Genomic DNA, 21,959 nt, shown 5'->3' on the forward strand with positions numbered 1-21,959 from the left:
ACATTGGGGCGCAAGCATATCGCGCCAAAGTGTACTTCCAAACCGTTGCTTGTACCTCGTAAGAAGGACCGTGCGGCCTCAAAAGCGCGCGTTCGAGCAGTCCGACGGCACAGCGAAACCGATTGGGAAACGGGTCGGTGAGGAAAGGAAACATCATGACCACTGTAAGTCGGTCAACACTTGTCGTCCATGGCCGCCTCGCTATGCGGGAAGCCCGGCTTGCGGCGGCGCGCGACGGTCGTCACGGCCTCCAGATCATGTCTTTTGAGCAAGCCGCTGTGCGACTTGCAGGCGGTTTCGCCCGGCCGATTGACGAGGAAAGCCTGCGCGCGGCAATCCAGGTGGTTTTGCCAGAAACGCCGATGGGCGAACTGGAAAGCATCAAGATGCTGCCGGGCATGATTGGCGCGGCGGCGGACACGCTGCACAAGGCATGGCGCGCAGGCATCGATCTGGCAGCTCGGGCAGGTGACCACCCGCGTCTCGCCGCCATCGGTGGACTGGAGGCTGCGGTCCTCGCGCAACTTCCAGAAGGAATGATGCGCCCAGTCGACATTGTCGCCGTTGCCAGCAGTCGTATTGCTCACGCACCGGCGATTTTCGGCGACCTCGAAATCGTCGGTCTGACGGAACTGTCTCCGTGCTGGCGTCCGCTGGTCAAGCAGCTTGCCGAGTGCATCCCGGTGCTATGGACGGCCGGACCGCGCTCCGTTCCGGCCTGGCTCGGCGATTGCGGTGTCGCCGTCGCCGAGGGTAGGATCGAAGAGCCGGCTGTCCGTTCCATTAGTTGCGCGACCGCCTACCACGAAGCTATCGAGGCGATGCGCTGGGCGCGTGCCATGCTCGCCGCAGGCATCTTGCCTTCCGAAATCGCCATCGCGACGGCTTCTCCGGCCGATTATGACGACCATTTCCTGGCCTTGCGCGCCGACGCCAATATCGACCTGCATTTCGTTCACGGCGTTCGCGCTGTCGCGACGCGCGAGGGACAGGCGGCTGCGGCACTTGCCGACATCGTCGTGCGCGGGCTCACGCAATCACGTCTGCGCCGCTTGGCTTCGCTGTGTCGAGAATCGACGCCGCTGTCTGGTCTTCCCGACGGATGGCTGCGAGTGCTGCCGAGCGATGCGCCCTTATCGACATCTGCCGCGTGGAATCGTCTGCTCGCACGCCTCAAGCCGGATGATTGGCCCGATGGCACGGATCACGTATCAGCGTTGAGAGCGGTGGTTGAGTTATTGGCCAAGGGATCAGATGCCGCAAAGGAGATAGGCGAGGTTTTCCTCAAGGGCAGGGCGTTGTCCATCTGGCGCAAGGCGCTGCTTGCCGGGCCTGCCACGTCCGTTGACGCCACGCTTGATGCATTGAAGCAGGACGACGGGCTGGAGGCCTGCGTGTCGGTCGCGTGGATGCCGGCAAGCGCGCTTGCCGCATCGCCTCGACGCTTCGTTCGGCTGATCGGGCTCAATTCTTCGCGTTGGCCGCGCGGGATTGCTGAAGACAGGCTGATACCCGATCACATCATCCCGACTGGCGAGCTTGACCCTCTTCCCGTCAGCCTCGCCGATCGCAGGGATTTCGAAACGATCCTTGCGACCACCTCCCGTGAGGTAGTGCTTTCCCGCGCCCGTCGTGACAGCGACGGCCGTTTACTCGGCCGCAGCCCGTTGTTTGCCGCCTACGGCGATGAAGCCTATCTGCGCCGTAACGCAATCCCTGAGCATGCCTTCAGCGAAACCGACCGACTGATGGCTCGCCCGCGGGAGTTTGCCGCTGATCCTCAGGCGATCGGCGCCCGCAGCTGCTGGCGGGACTGGCGCACGACCGACATCACCGCTCACGATGGCCTCGTCCGGCCTGATCATCCGCTCATTCTCGCTATTCTCGCGCGGACCCAGTCGGCCAGTTCGCTGAAAACCCTGCTGCGCAGCCCGCTCGGTTTTCTTTGGCGCTACGCTTTCGGCTGGAAGTCGCCGCAAAGCAGCGCTGAACCGCTGGTGCTTGATGCGCTTGCGGCCGGCGATCTCATTCACCTGGTGCTTGATCGCGCATTGCGGGCTCTTGAAACGGTCAGCGGGCTGGCTTCCGCCAATGCGTCCGCCATCGAGAGAGCCGTGGCCGAGGCTGTAGACGCGGTCGCGATCGACTGGGAAAGCGAACGCCCCGTTCCCCCCAATGTCATATGGGGCCGAACACTTGCTGACGTGCGCCTTCTGGCTGGTCAGGCGCTTGCCTGTGGCGACGTGCATCTGCCGGGCAGCCGTTCCTATGGCGAAGTGCCCTTCGGTGGGTCAGAACCCAAGTCGACGGCACAGCTACCTTGGGATGCGACCTTGCCCGTGGCAATTCCGGACACGGGATTTTGCATCGCCGGCTACATCGATCGGCTCGATATTGCCGGCGACGGAAGCCGCGCGCTCGTTCGCGACTATAAGACTGGAAAGCCTCCCAAAGGCGAAATTCGGCTGAATGGCGGACGCGAACTCCAGCGCTGCCTCTACGCTTTCGCCGTGAAGGCGCTCTTGGGCGACCATGTCGCGATCAGCGCATCACTGCTTTATCCGCGCGAAGCGATCGACCTTCAGCTCGATGATCCAGAAGCCACGATGGCGGAAATCATCAAGCATCTGCGGGCGGCGCGAAGTGCGTTCGCGAGTGGCGCCGCTTTGCCAGGTCCGGATACGGGCAGCGATTATGACGATCTCGCTTTCGCCCTGCCGGCCAATGCCAGCGCCACCTACTGCAAACGCAAGCAAGCCGCCGCGACCGAGCGGCTTGGCGAAGTCGCTCAGGTCTGGGAGGCGGAATAATGAATACCATGCAAAGGATTCTCAAGGATGATGGCGCCCGGCACGATGCCATCAGCGGACACGACCGTTCGATCCTGGTTGAGGCCGGCGCCGGTTCGGGCAAGACCGCGGTCATGGCGGGGCGCATCGCCGTCATGCTGGCGCAGGGTGTTGCACCGCGTGCTATTGCGGCCGTCACGTTCACGGAACTCGCCGCGAGTGAACTCCTTTCTCGCGTACGGGACTTCGTCACCGATCTCGCCGCCGGTCGCATCGCGCCCGAACTCCGCGTCGGATTGCCGAACGGTCTGTCGCAAGCGCAACGCGATAATCTCATCATAGCGAGCGCAGCGATCGACGAGATCACCTGCTCGACCATCCACGGCTTCTGTCAGCGTCTGATCAAGCCCTACCCTGCCGAGGCGGATATCGATCCCGGCGCCACCGTCATGGACCGCAACCAGGCCGATCTCACCTTTCTCGAAATTGTCGATGAATGGCTCCGAGAACGCCTGTCGGGCGACCAGGGTGGGATCCTTGCCGAGATGGTGTTGCACAGTCCCGGCGAGACGGTTGCGCTCATGCACAAGATCGCCGAAGCGCTACGCCGGCGCAGGAGCCTCGTCGCGCCAGCGGTAACACCGCTGCCCGAGCATTTGCAGGCATTTCGGCAGGCGGCCGATGACCTCTCTGCCTTCCTGCGAGCCGCGGGCGTCGTCGAGCCGGAGACCGAGGTCTACGCGGCTCGCTTTTCCGAAATGGCCACGCGCTTGCCAACTGCAGCGAACGCATCAATGCCTGCAGGTCTCGTCGGATTATTGGTCTCACGCCCCCATTCCGATCTGTGCACCAAGGCCGGCGGCTTTTCATCCTACCGCAAGAAGGGCAAATGGGCAGCGGCGGCGAAGCAGGCGGGGCTTTCCAAGGCCGATGGCGACCGGCTGAATGATGCCGCAGAGGGCCTCTTTGATGCCTGCTGCGCAGCATGGACCGCCCTTCTTCAGGCCGCATCGAGCCAAGTACTCGCGGCGCTGATCGATGAGGCGCGGCCAATCCTGGAACGCTATCGAGAACACAAGCGCGCCAGCGCCCAGCTCGATTTCGACGACCTTATATACGCTGCCTGTGATCTGCTGCGCGATCACGAGGCGGTACGGCAGGCGCTTGGTCAGCGTTACGCCCGCGTCCTCGTCGACGAGTTTCAGGACACGGACCCCCTCCAGGCGGAAATCTTCTGGCGCTTGTGCGGCGATCCCGCGGACGACGTGCAGGATTGGACCAGCTTCCGAATTCGCCCCGGCGCGCTCTTCCTGGTCGGTGATCCGAAGCAGGCCATTTATCGCTTTCGCGGCGCGGACGTCGGTGCCTATGTTCAGGCGCGCGCGGCCTTCGCGGCCCAGGATGCGGACGGCCTGGTGTCTATCTCGACCAATTTCCGCTCTTGCGCCTCGATCCTCACATTCGTCAACAAGCGCTTCGAGGCGATTCTGTCAGCGGATGGACAGCCCGGCTTCACGGCGCTCGATCCTTTTCACAATGATCGCGGCGAAGGCCTCTGCGTCGCCGCCCTCGATATCGCTGTCGCGGACGCAGACGGCAAGGCGAGTGCCGAACAGCAGCGTGACGCGGAAGCTGATGCCGTGGCCGAGCTCTGCGCCCGGTTGATCGGCAGCCACCGCATCCTCGACCGAAAAAACGGTGAGGACCGGCCGTGCCAGCCTGGCGATATCGCTCTCCTTGCCCCGACCGGCGCGGATCTGTGGCGCTATGAAGAAGCATTGGAGCGGCGGGGCATTCCAGTGGCGACGCAGGCTGGCAAAGGCCTCTTCCGCCGGCAGGAGGTTCAGGATCTGATTGCGCTGACCCGCGTTCTGGCCGATCGCCGCGACACCCTGGCATTAGGTGCGCTACTGCGCGGCCCACTTGTCGGGCTGAGCGAAGAAGAGCTGCTGGACATCAGCTGGACGCTGCCGCGCTCGGAGGATGAACCCGACCGGATTCCCCGTCTCGATCTTGGCGTCGATCCGGCGGCTATCGGCCATCTTGTAGCTGGCGACGTTATTCGAAAGCTCCAGGCGCTTCATCGGCGCAGCAACAGCACGACACCATACACGCTTCTCTCTCAGGCCATAGATGTATTGCGGGTGCGTCCTATCCTCCTCGAACGACACCGCGGCCAGGCCGAGCGCGCGCTCGCCAATGTCGATCTTTATCTCAATCTGTCGACGAACTATGCGGTCCGCGGCTTGCGGGCATTCTCCGAGGCGATGACCGCGGCTTGGACCGACGAGGCCCGCGCCGTCGAGGGCCGGCCAGACGCTCAGGAAGAAGCCGTCGCGCTCTTCACAATGCACGCGGCCAAGGGCCTGGAATGGCCGATCGTCATTCCCATCAACACAATGACCGGCGTGATGCCGCCGGACAGCGCGGTGATCGACCGGCAGAACGATACGTTCTACTGCCCAATTCTCGGGGTCCCGCCGACCGGCTATGAGACCGCCCGGCAGGCAGAAAAGGACGAGCTCGACCGTGAACGCGTACGTCTCTGGTATGTCGCCGCGACGCGCGCCCGGGAGTTACTGGTTCTTCCGCGACTCGACGTGACGCCTTCGAAATCGGCGTGGATCAGTCTCGTCGACTTGTCGATCGCAGCGCTCGCCGCGCTGGACGCGTCGCGCCTGCCGCCAGATCCCGTTGTGGTCGGTGGCGGCCCGAGCAACGACCAGACGCGCGAGGCCTTCGCCGCCGAGGCCGGCGCGATCGCCGATCGGCAAATGCGCTTGACATGGCTTGCGCCAAGCCGCGACGAGAATGCAGCCGGGGCGATACTGCAGGAAGAGGAACCGGATATCTGGAGCGGATCAGACGAAGGTGCGCCGACCGACCTCGAAACACTCGCCTCCCCGCAGGGTGGTCGCGAGCGCGGGCTTATCCTGCATAAGCTGATGGAAGAAGTCTTGACCGGCGAAACCGACGACGCGCCCGCGGCGCTCGCCACGCGCGCCGAAGAACTTATCCGCGCGCTCGGCAAGGTTCCGGCCGCCAATTCGGCCGCCGGACTCGTGCCGGAAGAACTGGCCGGCTGCGTTAGCCGGACGCTCGCGCTGCCGGAAATCGCGCCCCTGCGGTCAAGTCTGCTTGCCGAGTTTCCCGTTTATGCCCTTCGTGCAGAAGACAATGACATTGTCGCAATGGCAGGCATCGCGGATGCTCTTACGGTCAACCACGAAGGTCGCCCTGTCGTGGTGGTCGATTGGAAGAGCGATGTGGACCCAGATGCAAAGACACTGGACCAGTACCGGGGCCAGGTTCATGCCTATCTCGAAATGACAGGTGCCGAGCTGGGCCTAATCGTGCTGATGACGAGCGCGACCGTAATCGCCAATAATCACGCAAAAGCGTCCCTGCCGCCATCCTGACGACGAGATCACCGCAGCCTGCGGAATGCCTGTTCGGCTGGTTTCTTAGCGGTGACAACACCGCCGCAGGAGCGAGCCGCCGATTTTAGCTTACTGCCCAGACGGATGCACATGTCCTACCTTGCTTGGATTGATTTCGACCCGGAGGAACGTCGACGCGCTCAAACGCTCATCGATCTCTTCAAACAACCGGAAGCTCGCGACGAGTTGGGTTTAGGAACCGTGCGCGATGGCCTCGCCGATCTTCTTTTTCCAGGAACCAGCACCATCCAGACACGGCTGCGCTATATGCTGTTCATTCCGTGGACCTATTGCGAGGCGCAAAGCCGCAAGGCAACGCAGGCAGAACGGACGAATATTGCGCGCGATCTTGAATTTCGGCTGAGCGAAGCGTTGCTTCGCGGCGGTGAGACTGTCGGTGTGATCGGCCGTGATGCCGGCCGAGACCTCAAGCGACTTGCCTCAAGTGTGTACTGGGCGGGCCTGAACAGTCTTGGTATCCGCACCATGATGGGTTCGCAGGCAACCTTCCTGTCCTATGGTCCCGAAATTTTCAAGGATCACGACCTGAAGCTTTGGTCATCAAGCCTGCCGAAGGCGCCTGCAAATCTGTTTGAGGAGACAACATTCGCTCTGACGCTGAAGGAAGCGGACTTTCTGCGCGACCGCATCGCCAATAACGCGAAGCCGAGCCTGCTGAATGAACTGTCTGCGACGGGCAAGTCCTTCAGCCAGGATTGGCCATGGCAGGTGAGCGAGAGCACCATCTCAAAGCCAAATCGCGCGCTATTGCGCCACGCGGAAAGATTTTCCGGCGTGATGTATGGTGCAAGCTTGCTCTACAATCTCTTGCTAGCGCTGCGTGCCGCAGAACGACCGAACGCAAAGAAGCACGCTGATGCTCCGGCACTGATAGAACATTACCGCTCGCGTCTCGACGATTGGAAGACCAAGCTCGAATTTCTCGACTTGAACAGTTGGGACCTAGACGATCTCTTTAGCTTGATTGGAACGACTAGCCACACTCTGACGAAACCATCCCGAGACTTTATCCGAGCATGGGTATCGATAGCTCGAGAGGGGGCATGGTACCTGGAAACCGATAGTTCCGCCATCGACCTCTTGAAGCTTCGAGAACAAAACCTCAAGCGGTTGAAGGCGCGGCTTTTGCATGATGCACCGCTGGAGAGGTGGTCGGGCGCCTCCGGCGACGCGCGTCTCGATTTCAGATGGGGAATTTCCAAAAACTATCTTGGAGAACTCGCCGATGCCGGCTGAACCCGCCTTTCACCCTGAAAATCGTCAGCTTTACACGGCACTCATGCGGGCGCCCGATCAATACCATTTCGACAACGCCGTAGCGACGACCTACTCTCTCGACTTCGAAACTGCCCTCACCATTCCAATAACAATCGTCTTTCGAGATGCCGAAAACCGCGACGAGATGTTGCGAAGCCCGCTGGCTTTGCTGCAAAGCGTAGAGCGAATGGCCGGCAAAATGGCCATTTACTGTGATCGGGGCCGCATTAAGGAGGCTCGCCCGAATGCAGCACGGCTGACGGCACTGTACGAGAAGACGATCATCGAGGTTTCGGCTCCAGGCGGCGGTGCTTTCCATCCCAAACTTTGGTGCATTCGTTTCAAACCTGAGCGCGAGGGGCAGCCTACGCGTATGCGGCTTGCGGTTCTTTCCCGAAATCTGACGAATGACAGGTGCTGGGATTTGGCTCTTTGCCTCGATGGCAAGGTTCAAGAACATATCAACGATGACAATGAACCGATTGCGCAGCTTCTTCGTGCCCTTCCGGGCCTGGCAAATTCGGCCACTCGTCCGGCGGCGCCAAAATTCCTTCCGTCGCTATTGCGCGACCTCGAGCGCTGCACCTGGGAGGATCTCCCTGCGGGGGCGACCAAGGTTAGCTTTGCAGTCAATGGTCTGAATTCGAGCGCATGGACTCCGCAAAAGGGTGATCGCCTTGCCATCCTCTCGCCTTTCGTCAGCGGTAACGCGCTTACGCGCCTCTCCCAGGGTTACGACCAACCCTCCGCTTGTCAGCTTGTCGCTCGCGCTGAGGAGCTAGACTGCATCAAGCCGGACATCCGCAAGCATTTTGAGATACAGACGCTAGATGACCGGGCGACAAGATATGAGGAAGAAGATCGTGACCACCCAGCGGCCACCGATCTCGAAGGTCTGCATGCCAAGGCGTACATCGTCGAACGTGGCGCACGTCTGCATATCCACCTTGGCTCTGCCAACGCAACATCTGCTGCACTGGTGCCTGTCCCGGGCGGTCGGACGCAAAACGTGGAAGTCATGGCGACCCTTGATGGTCCCAAAAGCCGAATGGGTTCCATTGCAGAGACACTATTCTCGGACGGGTTTCAGCGCCTTCTGACGCCCTACGTGCCGTCAGCGCCAGTCGAGCAGGACGCTACTGTCCTTGCTGAAAAGGCCCTCGAGAAATTACGCACCAAGATCTCAGCCCTGCCGCTCGATCTCCACTGTACACAATTGGCTGAAGGGGTGGGCCTTGAACTGGCCGTTGCCGGCAACACAGCGCCGATTGAAATTCCAGCGGGCGTGAAGTGTTTCATTCGGCCGATCACGGTTGCCAATGAACAGGGCTACGACGTAGCGCCGCTGCTCTGTGGTACAGCCGCGAGGATGGCTGTTAGCACGGTTCCGTTGAGCGATGTCACGCGTTGGCTGGGGATGCGGCTCCGGGACGAGGAAACGGGTGTGTCGATTGCATTCACTCTGGGCGCCCGGCTCATTGGCCTGCCCGACGGACGCGACGCTGCAGTGCTGCGCGCGCACATAGCCAATGTCGAGAACTTCTTCCGCTATCTGAGCATGCTTCTCGGAAGTTTGGGTGAAGGCAGTTTCCTGGAGAGCGATAAGGCAGGCGAGGGTCAGTGGCTTCGACGGCTTGGTCAAGGTGGAAACGCGCTGCTGGAGCCAATGGTGCGGGCTCTGGCGCTCGCTGGTGACGAGCTTGCCGAGATCGATCAGCTTATTGAACACCTGAAAGACCCCGACACGGGCAAGAGCATCGTCCCCGAAGATTTTCTAAAGTTGTGGGCCAGCTTTGCGCCGCTCGCGACGACCAAGGGCACCCGAAAATGACCTATCAAGCAGACGAGCATCTGACGCTGCTCAAGCCCTTTCAGCGGGACACGGTCAACTATGTGTTTCAACGTCTTTTCACCGACCCGCGGACGACGAGGCAGTTTCTCGTGGCCGATGAGGTTGGTCTAGGCAAGACCATGGTGGCCCGAGGCGTCATTGCGAAGGCGATTGAAGAGCTGACCGGCAAGGTTGATCGTATCGACGTCATCTACATTTGCTCAAACCAGGCGATCGCCGAGCAGAACATCAAGTCGCTCAACGTCATCGGTTCGTCCACAAAACCGTTGAACACCCGCCTAACCTTGCTGCCACTGGAAATCGAGCAAGACGGCGGAATTGCCTCCCGCCCCATAAATTTGATCAGTCTCACCCCGGGAACCGCACTCGATCTGAAGTCATCGCTCGGTACCGCAAAGGAACGCGCACTCATTTACGAGATGCTGAGGAAGAGGATCGGCATTCGACACAAGGGCATACAGCGGGTTTTCCGCGGCGGTGTCGATGCCGAAAACTGGCCAGGCTGGACCGACTGGATGCGTGGCCAGAAAATCTCTGAAGAAATCGCCATGAATTTCAACGCGGCTGTCGCAGACGAATTCATAATGCGAATTCGTGCTGCCTCGGAATTGGCTAGAAGCAAAAAGAGTCCAATTTATCCTCCTGATCAGCGGCCGGCGGTCATGATCGGAGAGTTGCGCCGTATCCTGGCTCGGATTTGTGTTGATGCCTTGAGTCCGGATTTGATCATCCTTGACGAATTTCAGCGGTTTGCCGACCTGCTGCACGAGCACGATGAGCAGTCGGCGCCCGAAAAGGCCGCCGCGGCGGAGCTCGCTCGTGCTCTCTTTTCCTACTCCGGCGCCGACGGCTCGAAAGCGCGCCTGTTGCTGCTATCAGCTACACCATACCGCATGCTGACATTGAACAGTGACGATCCGGAAGAGGGCGATCACTACGGTGATTTCTTGCGTACCATGCGCTTCCTGTTCGGGGAGGAAGATGGTGAGGTGCGGATAAGAGAACTCGAACGGGAGCTTAAAGGCTTCCGCCGTGCGTTGCAGGCAATGCCCGAGACGAGGGTTCACGCCCGCGTCCAGCGTGACCGGGTCCAGCACATTCTGAGCGAGGTCATCGCCCGGACCGAGCGCGTGGATTCCACCGACGACCGCAACGCTCTGGTCAAGGAAACCAAACCAGAACTGACAATCGAGACGGAGGATCTCAAGGAGGCGAAGGCTATCGCCCAGGTCGCAGCCATTGTCAGCGCGCCGGGTATCGTCGAGTATTGGAAGTCGTCGCCATACCTGCTCAATTTCATGCGTGAATACAAACTTCGTCAGAAACTGCAGACGCTCAAACTACAGCCCTCCAGCGAACTGCGCAGCGCAATCAAGGCGGCTGCTCCGTTCCTTATCAGCAAGGAGCAGGTTGAGAGCTATGGAGAGATCCCGCTGAGAAACGCGAGAATGCGCGTGGTAGCCAACACGGCCTTCGAGCACGGACTTGATCGCGCATTGTGGCTTCCACCTTCCCGGCCGTCATACGGGGAGCAGGTCGCGGCCACGAAGTCGCTGATATTTTCAGACTGGTCGATGGTTCCGGACGCGATCGCTGCGCTTCTGTCGCATGAAGCAAGCCGTCGCATGGGCATGACAGGCGATCTCGTTAGCCGCACCAGCCGCCCCATTGGCATCGAGGAGATGATGCCAATGCTATGCCCCTCCCCTACCCTGGCGGCTTGGGTAGACCCCTTGGCAATGGAGCGCCAGCTTGGACGTGCGACAAGCTATGATGAGCTGCGCCGCCAGGCGGTTGGAGTGCTTACCGAGCGCATCGACGAGGAGCAACTATCACGTCTATCCGGGAAATCCGACCGACTCCTCCCGCTCAATTTGGAAGATAATCTGGGAAGGAGCGTGGACTGGAGCAGGGTGGGTGCTGTTGAGCACGATGGTCACGAGGAACACGGGGCTATGGGACGCACCATTGAGGTGCTTAAGAACGCGCTCGAAGCCGAAGATCATTCGGACGATCAAGATGTCCGAGATATCTATGACAAACTCGCGGACTTTGCCCTCGGATCACCGGCAACCTGTGCTCTTCGAGCACTCGGCCGCCTATGTCCGGAGCTACCACTAGACCATCCTGCTCTTCTCGAAGCGTCAGTCTCGATCGCTCTCGGCTTCCGGACACTGTATAATCAGGCAGAAAGCCGGGCATTGTTGGAGGAAACTTCGCCCCTGAATTATTGGCGCCAGATCATTGCGCATGCCGCAGGGCACGACTTATCGGCAGTCTTGGATGAGTACCTCCAGCTGGTACTTGAAGCTGAGCGTGGCATCGAACTGGTAGCGGACAAACGAGCAGCGCTAATTGCTACGAAGCTCGTCGAAGTCGTTGCCTTGCGGCCGGCTCAGATAACGCTTGATCACTGGACCGCTGGGCGCTCCCGCTTGCACGACAAGACATTTGAGGTGCGTGCGCGTTTTGCGATGCGATTTGCGACAAAAGCAGAGGATGAGAAGGGCGTTCGCCGCACGACGCTCGTGCAGGCTGCGTTCAAATCGCCTTTTCGTCCGTTTGTTCTGGCGACGACTTCCATTGGCCAAGAGGGGCTGGATTTCCACCCCTATTGTGCCAGGATCGTCCACTGGAACCTGCCCCGTAATCCCGTCGACATCGAGCAGCGGGAAGGTCGGGTTCATCGGTTTAAAAACCATGCTGTCCGACGCAATATTGCTGCCAGGTTCGGCGATTTCGCTCTGAGCCAGGGCGGTTCTGTCGCACCGTGGGAGTGCATGTTCGAGGCCGCCCGGCAGCAGGAGATCGCGCGCGGTCGCGCTGGCGATATCGTGCCGTTCTGGCTATATCCCGGCGACGAAAAAATTCAACGCGTTGTACTCATCCCCCCATTTAGCAGAGAGGTCGAGCGCTACGAAAATTTGAAGAAATCTCTGGCGACCTATCGATTGGCGTTCGGTCAGCCACGACAGGAAGAGTTAGTTCAGCTATTTACGACATTTGAATCTGAGGTTGTCGCAGAGCTAGCTGATCTGCAAATATCACTCAGGCCAAAAAATGATTTGAATATAGACAGCAAGCTGCACAATGCGCAGCTAGGGCAGCGTTGAAGGTTTTGGGCGAAGGGTAGTTTAGGTATGGTGCAGGATAATTTTTCGGGCGCATCGATATACAAGCATAAGCAGGACTCAGTGCAGCGGCCCGATGTCGGCGTCGAAGCGCAGTTTTCGACTAAGAAGGCACCGAAATCCTACCGATACGATTCCAGTCTTGCGCCTGAACTCTCATGGGATGAGAGCGCCGATCGCGCCTTCGCTGAATGGCTTTTGACGCTGGTTGCCGAGGCGGCGGAGAAGGACGAGGCCGCCGTCTTTGCCGAGCCGCAGATCTGGCAAGGAACCCAGGAACGCTTCACGTCGCTGCCGCAATGCGCGGCACGGCTTCGCAGCCTGACCAAGCCGTTCCTGAATTGGACCGGCAAGGCGGAGCGGCAGCAGGTGACGGTGCCCACGCTGCCGTTATTCGTGCACGAGCGTCATTCCACCCAGGCAATTCTCGAAACCCTTAAATCGCACAAGGCACTTGGTACCAACCTCGACCTGTTCGGCGACATCAACCTCGACGTGGCGGACAAGCTCGATGCCTACGAGCACAAGGGGCCGTGGACCAACCGCCTTATTCTCGGCGATTCCTTGCAGGTCATGAACTCCCTGCTCGAATATGAGGGCATGGGCGGCCAGGTGCAGATGATTTACTTCGACCCGCCTTATGGCGTGAAATTCGGGTCAAATTTTCAGCCGTTCGTACGAGATCGAAAGGTTTCGACTAACCACGGCAACGACGAGTATATGATCCGCGAACCTGAGATGGTGAAAGCCTATCGCGACACATGGGAATTAGGTCTTCATTCGTACCTAACCTACCTTCGTGATCGACTTCATCTTGCGAGAGAGCTCCTTTCGGACACTGGCTCTATCTTCGTCCAAATTTCCGATGAGACCTATACCGAATTACGGTCAGTTGTCGAAGAGGTTTTCGGAAAAGAAAACTATCTTGTCACGATAGTATTCAAGAAAAAGAGCGCAACTCAAGTCACGCATGCCGTAAATGATTATATCATCTGGTGCGCGAAGGATAAAGCGAAGTTCGCCCCGAAGCAAATCTATTATAAAAGGCCAAACCCTGAGGATAACAGCAAATTCAATACGCTAATTTCTTCGGATGGGAAGGCTAAGAAGGTAAAAGACCTTTCTCAAGATGATATTGACGAGCTAACATCATCCGGATGGCGGTGGGCGCGCGCAAATTACCCGATCGTTAGCCAGCATTACAGCAAGACCCGTACTAAGCCGTATATTTTTCAGGGCAAGGAAAAAACTTGCGGGGCTAACAATCAGTGGCGCTTTGATGTTCCAGAAGGGCTTGATCGTCTCGCGAGAGCGGGCCGCTTACACGACGGCGGGGGGCAGTCGCTCGGCGGGATCAGCTTTTGGGACGACTGGCCTTACGTCAGCTACAACAATGTATGGACAGATGTTCATGGCGAACAGCGTCCGAGCTACGTCGTTCAAACAAGCGCAAAGGTGATCGAGCGCTGTATGCTAATGGCGACGGATCCGGGCGACCTCGTGTTGGACATAACTTGCGGTTCCGGAACAACTGCGACTGTCGCCGAACAATGGGGACGACGTTGGATAACGACTGACACGTCTCGTGTGCCGATAGCGCTTGCTCGGCAGCGACTTTTGACTGGAATCTTTCCCTGGTATCGTTTGAAGGAGCCCGCCAGAGGACCAGCGGGAGGCTTCGCCTATGAGCGCAAGCAGAACAACAAGGGCGAAGAAATTGGCGGGCTGGCTCCCCGGATAACGCTGAAGTCCATTGCAAACAACGAAGAACCAGGGATCGTCACTCTAGTTGACCGCCCGGAGGTCAACAACAAGATTACCCGCGTATGCGGCCCCTTCACGGTGGAGGCTACCATCCAGGCGGCGATGAGCCTGGACGAAGACGCACCGCAGGAGGCGATGCAGCAACGCCCGAGCAGCCCGCGTGCCTATCTCGACCGCATGATTGAAGTGTTGCGCCAGAGCAAAACACTTCGTTTGCCGGGCAACGTGACGTTGGAACTCGAAACAGTCAGCCCGCTTGCTGACCGCGAGTATCTCCACGCCAAAGGTTTGGCGCAGAACGGCGTTGAGAACCGGATCGCATTTGCCTTCGGACCGGAGGACGGAGCTATCGGCTCCGAATATGTTTTCAATGCCCACACCGAGGCGCTGCAACAGGGATATCAACAACTTTTCTTATTCGGCTTCGCTATCCAGGCCAAGGCGCGGGAAATGCTAGACAAGCTGAAAATTCCGACCGTATACGTGTCTGTAACGCCGGATGTGGTCATGTCCGACCTTCTTAAGACCAGCAAGGCGAGCGAGATTTTCTCCATCACCGGCCTGCCTGACGTTGAGCTGCAAGCCGCCGGGAAGCGAGACGACGGTACACCGCTGCACCGTGTCGTCATCAAAGGGCTCGACATCTTCCGGCCCGATACTATGGAGACGGACGAGATCAAGGCCGAAAATCTGCCGTGCTGGATGCTCGATACCAATTACAATGGCATGGCGTTTCTAGCGTCGCAGGTGTTTTTTCCGAAGACCAGCGCGTGGGACAATTTACAGAAATCGCTCAAGGGCCAGTTCGCCGACAGCGTTTGGGAACATCTGGCGGGAACAGTCAGCGAGCCCTTCCTTCTTGGCGACAAGAAGCGCATCGCGGTTAAGGCCATCGACGAGCGCGGCAATGAGCTGATGGTTGTCAAAAGCGCGGAGGTGGTCCGCTAATGCCCGCCGCGCAGGAGAAACAACAACCGCCGCTGACCGTCGCGGAGGTCGATTCCCCGATCATCAATTCGCCGTTCCGCGAGCCGGAATACCATTGGCAGATCAAACGGGGGAAGCCGCCGGTAAAAGCGGGGGGACGACGGCGCGCCAGCTATTTCTATCGCGTGCCGGAACATGCCGGCCGCGGACAGAAGAATAAGAAGCAGGCTGAGCTCTTCGAGAGCGAGAAGGGCGAGGAAATCGAGCTTGACATCGTCAACCTCATCCGCGATCGGGTGAAGGAATGGCGCTCAGGCGGTCGATCCGGCGGTGTCGCCTACGATGGCGCGTCGCCCGTCACCAAGGAACTGCTGGAACTATGGCGCAACAGCGACCGTATGCAGCGGCTCTTCTTCGCGCAGATCGAGGCCGTCGAGACGATCATCTTCCTTATCGAGGCCAGCGAAGTTTACCACAAGGGTTTGCCGGAGGTTCCAAAGGACGAGCCTGGATTGGCGGCGAAGGCCGCCGGCATTCGAGCATTCATCCGCTATGCATGCAAGATGGCGACCGGCTCCGGCAAGACCACCGTCATGGGCATGCTGGCGGCCTGGTCGATTCTCAACCGCACTGCCTCGCCCCGCGATGATCGGTTTTCTGACACGATTCTGATCGTCTGCCCCAACGTCACGATCCGAGAGCGTTTGCAGGAGCTAGACCCTGCGCTGGGCGACCTGAGCCTTTACCGCACGCGCCAGCTTGTGCCCCCGCACCGCATGGAAGAATTGCGGCGCGGCGAGGTCATGATCGCGAACTGGCACCGCCTTGCGAAAAAGGAAACCAACACCGTCAACGGCGATTCCGCAAAGGTCGTGAAGACCGGGCAGGCGCTCGAAGTTGTGAAAAATGCCGGCAAGGAAAACGAGTCCGTCGAAATCAAATACTTTGAATCCGACGCCGCGTGGTTCAAGCGCATCCGACGCGAGCTAGGCAGCGGGAAAGGGCGCAGTCCTCACTGGCTGATCTTCAACGACGAGGCGCATCACGCCTATCGGCGCAGCGAGGCCGGTGCAGAAGATCAAGCCCTTGAGGAAGACAAGGACCTTGCAAAGAAGAATGATCGTGAGGCGACGATCTGGATCGAAGGGCTGGACCGCATCAACCGCCTCGCCGGAGGCAGCCGAAGGCGCGGAATCAATCTCTGCGTCGATCTGTCAGCCACGCCTTTCTATATTCAGGGTTCCGGCAATGAAGTTGGCAAGCCGTTCCCGTGGATCGTTTCAGACTTCGGGCTTCTGGATGCCATCGAGTCCGGTCTTGTCAAAATCCCGCAATTGCCCGCCCGCGACGTAACAGGAGCCGAGGAGGCCGCCTATTTCAATATCTGGAGATGGGTACAGGCGAAGGCCAAGGAAGACGGTTACGGTACCAATCTCACGCCTGAGCTGGTCATGAATTATGCCAGCGCACCGATGAATCTACTGGCGGCCGAGTGGCATGACCGCTTTCTTGAATGGGAGCAGTTCTCGAAGCAGCAGCACAAACATCCCGTGCCGCCTGTTTTCATTGTCGTCTGCCGCGACACGGCCGTCGCCAGAGAAGTCCATTCCTGGCTTGCGAACGGCAATGACGGCTACGGCGTTTCCCCGCCCTGGTTTCGGAATTCCCCCGGTCAGGAGGTCACGGTCCGCATCGACTCAAAGGTGATCGAGGACATTGAGGAAGGCGGCAGCAAGGACGAGACCCGCCGCCTGCGCTTCATTCTCGATACGGTCGGCAAGGCCGAATGGCCGGGCGGTAAGGTGCCGGAGGAATGGTCGGAGCTGGTCCGCAAACACAACGACAAGGTCGCCAGCGACGACAATGACGGCTCCATGAAATGGATCGACGAGCGGATCCCGCCGGGCCGCGATGTGCGCTGCATCGTGTCCGTCGCAATGCTTGCCGAGGGCTGGGACGCCAACACGGTTACACACATTGTCGGTCTGCGACCTTTCGGCTCGCAGTTGCTCTGCGAACAGGTTGTCGGTCGGGCGCTTCGCCGCAAGAGCTATGCGCTGAACGAGGAAACGCAGATGTTCGCCGAGGAAACGGCCAAGGTTTTCGGCGTGCCGTTCGAGTTAATTCCGTTCAAGGTCGCGCCTGCCGGACCGACGCCGCCGCAGCCGGAACCCAATCATATCTATTCGGTGCCCGAGAAGGTCGAGTTCGAGATCACCTTCCCGGTTGTGACCGGCTACCACCAGTCCGGACAGTTTGACGTTTTCATCGATTGGGATCAGGTCGCCAAGGTCACGATCGATCCGATGAGGATTCCACAAATCGTCGAGCTGACCCCGCTGACGACGCCTGATGGCACTCTCGCGGCTTACGGCCCCGGTGACAGACCGGTCCTGTCGCTCAAGGACTGGCGCGGAATGTTCCGCGATCAGCAGGTTGCCTTCCGTCTCGCGCGTGAAATCTGCCTGCGCTGGAAGGCCGATAACGGCGCTGCGGCGGTACCGATGCAGCATCTCTTTCCAAAGGTTGCCTTCGCCGCAAAGCGTTTCCTTGCCGAGAAGCTGGATCAGAAAGGCGATAGCCAGCCCTGCGATCTTCTGCTGGTCGGCGAATACATGCAGGCGGCGATCGGTTCGCTGCTTGAGGCGATCAAAAAAGGCTCCTCGACCACAGATGCAGAGGCTGCCGTCGTCCCACAGGGCGCAGCCGGGCGTGGCAGTACCCTCTATGTCGATTTCCATACGACGAAGCCTATCTATCCCGTGACGCGCTGCCACCTGAATGCGATGGTCGCCGACACGCAGCGTTGGGAGCAAAGCGCGGCCTTCCTTCTAGATAGTCACCCCGGGGTGAAAAGGTGGGTCAAGAATGACCGGCTGGGCTTTTTCATCCCCTATCGGAATCGTGGAATTCAGGTCAAATATGTACCTGACTTCATCGCCGTCACTGACACGGACCAGAATGTCGTCATTGAGATTAAGGGCCAGATGACTGACGGCGCGGACGCAAAGGCGAAAGCTGCTAACCGTTGGGCCGATGCGGTCAACCGGCTCGGGCAACACGGCCAGTGGCACTACCTGCTTGTGACTGATCCTGGTCGACTTGCCCTAATGCTCGACCGCTTCACGGAGGCCACTTGCGGCGCCGCGAAAACATAGCGCGGTCTCGCCAAAGCAAGCCACTGCACAAATGAGATTTTGAGATAGTCCAGAGAAACGAAATGTGCTTTGAGACGAGTAAGCACAGTCGATCCCCACTGAGTGCCGGCTCAGCGCAGCAACACGCCGTCGATATAGATGTTGCGCGAGATCTTGCCCCACCCAGGATTCATCCGAACACCACTTCGGGGATGAGCGCGAAGAAAGTCGGCAACATCATCCAATCTTGCATGCAGCACGGGAGCCACATTCGACCCGAAATGATGGCACGAATAGTTGCCGTCCGAGCCGCTTTCGACGCGCCCGATGACGAGACCGCCGACAATTCGTTCAATTCGACTAACAGGCAAAGAACACCACCTCGTTCTAAATTACACCCCATGCACGAAAGCTGTCCCGTCCGGTCACTTCACGGACGCCCAGCTCGGCGACCAGATTGAGCGCTCCTCGGTGGCTCACCTTCAATTCCTTCATGATCACCGAAGCGGACACGATCGGCCGGGCTATAAGTAGTTCCGCGAGGCGGGGCAAGTTGCTTGACGAGCGCTTTCCTTGCAGCTTTCGCTGAAAACGGTCTCGCACCTGCCCGAGCCGAATGATTTCCTTGATCGACAGCTCTGCCCCATCCGCCATAGCCTCCAGACCCGCGAGCAATCGCACCGTTCGGTCGCGGGACCGCCGCCGCTCGCGGGGCACAGCCTTCAGGCCGAAATTCAGTCCGAATAGATGCGACGAAACCTTGCCGCGCGACCGGAGATAGGCGTTAACCAGCTGCGCTCCCAGCCAATGTTGCCTTTGTAGCGGTTCCAGGGTCTCCCATGCGTCCCATATGATCGCAGCGCCGAGCGTCGGCGGCATCGCGGAGACTTCTTGCATAACAGCTCTCCACTCCGAGATCCGGCCGCCCTCATCCCAGTCCGGATCCCGGACGATCAGCTCGCCGACGGCTAAAGAACCCGCTTTGTTTTCCTGGCTCTTCGCCGCGGATTCGAGCGTGCGAGCCGAACGGTCAAGAAGCGCGTCGATTTCCGCCATCTCCGCGGCGAAGCCATCGTGCTCCTCATCCAAAGCAACTACAGCAAACGAGCGCCGCGCCCCCTCCCCCCTTTCCTTCCTATCGGCCGGGGCCGAAGGCCGCCCAATCAGGTCGTCGATCCCTGATTGGCTCATCGCCCAATCCGCCTCTGCCCCGGCGATACGTCTCCGCGTTCGAAGGATAGTGTGGGCAATGGTGATGTCGTGCGTGGGAGCTCGAACATCGCGCTCGGCATCGTGAAGAACCAGGTCTTCTACATGGACCAACTCTCCGGTTACCCACATGCTTGCCACTGCCTCGAAAAAATGAGACCGTTCGATGAAGCCCTCTCTGACAGGGCTGCGCCGAACGACTTCGTCGAGGCGCGCGACCTGATCCTCGGCTTTTCCAATTGCCGCGAGCATCTCTCTAGGAAAATCACCAATTTCGTAAAACATTGTTCTCGCTCAATTTCTGACGCGATATTGAAGCTATCCAATCACTAGCTTCAATCATAGCAGATGATTTTCCTCGCGCGCGTACAATATGACGCCACCCCAACTGCCGGATTGAACAACGCCGGCATCGAGGGCTTCAGATCGACGAAAACTCCAGCTTTTGCAGCTTTTCCGTTGCTAACGAACGCAGAAAAGTAGGCCTAGAGACGTTTACAAACGATCAGTTGTCCGCGTCTTCTACATTTGGAAATCCGATCTGAGACGACCGCTTCGGTGCCCAAGGCCTTCTTATCGGCCGAGTGTAGCCGCCAAGACTAGAGGATGGCCCGGGCGACATTACGCGCCCAACCATGCGCGCAACGAACCAGCAATCGGACTTGAATCGGCGAGACAAGGCATATACATTTTGGCATATACAACGGAGGCTGCCATATGCCTATTTCATTGCCCTCATCCAGACCGAAAGAAGTCAAGCTGTTCCGCAACAACCGTAGCCAGGCGGTGCGCATCCCTGCGGAATTTGAGTTACCCGGAGATCGCGTGCTGATCCACCGCGAAGGGGATAAGCTCATCATCGAGCCTCTAACCAGGCCGTCCAATTTGGCTGAGCTTATTGCCGAGTGGAAGAAGGAGCCTCCGCTCGGGCCTGAAGACCAGTTCCCGGATATTGAGGATATGCCTGCAAAGCCGGAGAATATTTTTTGAACGGGTACCTGCTCGATACGAACATCATCAGCGACATCATACGCAATCCTTTCGGACCGGCGGCACGCCGCATCGAAGAAATCGATCCCAAAGAGATTTGCACCAGCATTATCGTCGCAGCGGAGTTGCGATATGGCTGCGCAAAAAAGGGATCAGCCAAGCTACTGGCCAAGGTCGAAAGCGTGCTCGAAACGCTTCCCATACTGCCCATGGATGTACCTGCTGACATCAAGTACGGCGGCATCCGTGCGGAGTTGGAAGCGGCGGGACAGAGCATTGGCCTCAACGATCTATTGATCGCCGCGCATGCCTCTGCGCTCGACCTGACACTTGTGACGGACAACACGCGCGAGTTCGAGCGCATTCGCGGGCTCAATCTGGAAAACTGGCTTGATAGATAGCAGGGACGCTCACACGGCGCTGACAAGCGCTGAGGATGATATGTCGCCATTTTTCGGTTTCATCGACACGTTTTCCGGAAATGTCGATAGCATCGTCAAATCGTATCTTCCCGATCTGCAAGCGAGGCAGGCATGAAACAGCCGCGGGGCCAGCTTATCGGCTATGCGCGAGTTTCGACGGACGAGCAGGCGACTGAAGCTCAGGAGATTGAACTCCGCTCGGCCGGCTGCGACCTCATCGTCCAAGAACACGGGTCCGGCGCATCGCGGGCGCGCCCTGCCCTGGCCAACCTCCTGCGTGAGATCAAGACCGGAGACACGCTCGTCGTCGTGCGGCTCGATCGCCTTGCGCGCTCGGTCAGCCATCTGCTCGAGGTGATCGACGATCTGACAGCGAAGAATGCGCATTTTCGCTCGCTTCGCGATCCGATTGATACGACCACACCGCAGGGCATGTTTTCTCTCCAGGTGCTGGGCGCCGTGGCACAGCTCGAACGCGCGCTGATCTCCGAGCGAACCAAGGCGGGCATCAAGGCCGCAAAGGCTAAGGGTCGACTGCCGGGCAATCCCGGTATCCGGGAAAAGCGCCCCGAGGCGCTCGCCGAAATGACCGCTGTGCAGAAGGCGGCTTACGGCGATCGCATCCAGGCTTCCGCCAACCAATGGCTCCCGACGGTTCGGCGCATGCGACCGGATCATACCTGGGACGACATCGCCCGAGTGCTCAAGCAACGCGGCCTCGCCTGGACGCCGGAACGCCTTCGTCGTGCCGTGAAGTGGATGGTTGCGGAGCGCATGGCCGATCCGGCTTTGCTTCGCAAGTCCCCTCCCCGCCTGCCCGAGGATCGCTTGATGACGCTGGTGGCCGGCATCCACTCGTCCAACCCGGACCTGACGCTGCGCGAGATCGCGACCCAGCTCGAACGGTTGCACGAGCGAACGCCGCGAGGCGGCTCCAAGTGGTCGCCCTCTTCCGTAAAGAACCTCCTCGACCGGGCCCGCCGATCGGGACTGATTTCCAGCACCGGATAACCGCAAGCC

General features: G+C 59.3%; 11 protein-coding genes. 10 read left to right on the top strand and 1 reads right to left on the bottom strand.

The window, feature by feature from the left end:
• The first annotated feature begins 155 nt into the window (after positions 1-155).
• From RHIBR816_RS0132905 to RHIBR816_RS0132935, 7 genes are all read left to right on the top strand, one after another.
• The gene (locus tag RHIBR816_RS0132905) at positions 156-2,810 is read left to right on the top strand and encodes a PD-(D/E)XK nuclease family protein (protein WP_018240836.1); all 2,655 of its coding nucleotides are present in this window, start codon (positions 156-158) and stop codon (positions 2,808-2,810) included.
• On the top strand, positions 2,810-6,208 hold the full coding sequence (locus RHIBR816_RS0132910) for an exodeoxyribonuclease V subunit beta (protein WP_018240837.1): 3,399 nt from the start codon (positions 2,810-2,812) through the stop codon (positions 6,206-6,208). Before RHIBR816_RS0132905 ends, RHIBR816_RS0132910 begins: the two co-directional genes overlap by 1 nt.
• Before the next feature lie 111 nt (positions 6,209-6,319).
• Entirely contained in the window at positions 6,320-7,486 is a 1,167-nt protein-coding gene (locus RHIBR816_RS0132915; protein ID WP_026187703.1) for a DUF6361 family protein, read from the top strand.
• A complete protein-coding gene (locus RHIBR816_RS0132920; protein ID WP_018240839.1) occupies positions 7,476-9,338 on the top strand; it encodes a phospholipase D family protein in 1,863 nt (620 codons plus the stop codon). Before RHIBR816_RS0132915 ends, RHIBR816_RS0132920 begins: the two co-directional genes overlap by 11 nt.
• Positions 9,335-12,472 (top strand): helicase-related protein, encoded by a 3,138-nt coding sequence (locus tag RHIBR816_RS35135; protein ID WP_018240840.1) that lies wholly within the window; start codon positions 9,335-9,337, stop codon positions 12,470-12,472. The genes RHIBR816_RS0132920 and RHIBR816_RS35135 overlap by 4 nt, the downstream gene beginning before the upstream one ends.
• A 27-nt stretch (positions 12,473-12,499) precedes the next feature.
• Entirely contained in the window at positions 12,500-15,202 is a 2,703-nt protein-coding gene (locus RHIBR816_RS0132930; RefSeq protein WP_018240841.1) for a site-specific DNA-methyltransferase, read from the top strand.
• A complete protein-coding gene (locus RHIBR816_RS0132935; protein ID WP_018240842.1) occupies positions 15,202-18,339 on the top strand; it encodes a BPTD_3080 family restriction endonuclease in 3,138 nt (1,045 codons plus the stop codon). Before RHIBR816_RS0132930 ends, RHIBR816_RS0132935 begins: the two co-directional genes overlap by 1 nt.
• 366 nt (positions 18,340-18,705) lie before the next feature.
• Here the strand turns inward: RHIBR816_RS0132935 and RHIBR816_RS0132945 are convergent, their stop codons facing one another.
• Positions 18,706-19,812 carry an RHE_PE00001 family protein gene (locus tag RHIBR816_RS0132945; protein WP_026187704.1) on the bottom strand — a complete coding sequence of 369 codons (1,107 nt, stop codon included), beginning with the start codon at positions 19,810-19,812 and terminating at the stop codon, positions 18,706-18,708.
• Positions 19,813-20,244: 432 nt separating this feature from the next.
• Here RHIBR816_RS0132945 and RHIBR816_RS0132950 point away from each other — a divergent pair, with 432 nt between their 5' ends.
• The 3 genes from RHIBR816_RS0132950 (at position 20,245) to RHIBR816_RS0132965 (ending at position 21,950) form a co-directional block, all read left to right on the top strand.
• Positions 20,245-20,517 (top strand): AbrB/MazE/SpoVT family DNA-binding domain-containing protein, encoded by a 273-nt coding sequence (locus tag RHIBR816_RS0132950; RefSeq protein ID WP_018240845.1) that lies wholly within the window; start codon positions 20,245-20,247, stop codon positions 20,515-20,517.
• Complete coding sequence (locus RHIBR816_RS0132955; protein ID WP_018240846.1) at positions 20,514-20,918, top strand: type II toxin-antitoxin system VapC family toxin; 405 nt, start codon at positions 20,514-20,516, stop codon at positions 20,916-20,918. The genes RHIBR816_RS0132950 and RHIBR816_RS0132955 overlap by 4 nt, the downstream gene beginning before the upstream one ends.
• 132 nt (positions 20,919-21,050) lie before the next feature.
• Positions 21,051-21,950, top strand: coding sequence for a recombinase family protein (locus tag RHIBR816_RS0132965; protein WP_018240848.1), 900 nt, complete (start codon positions 21,051-21,053; stop codon positions 21,948-21,950).
• Positions 21,951-21,959: the final 9 nt, after the last annotated feature.

Source organism: Ensifer sp. BR816, assembly GCF_000378985.1.
Lineage (GTDB): Bacteria > Pseudomonadota > Alphaproteobacteria > Rhizobiales > Rhizobiaceae > Sinorhizobium.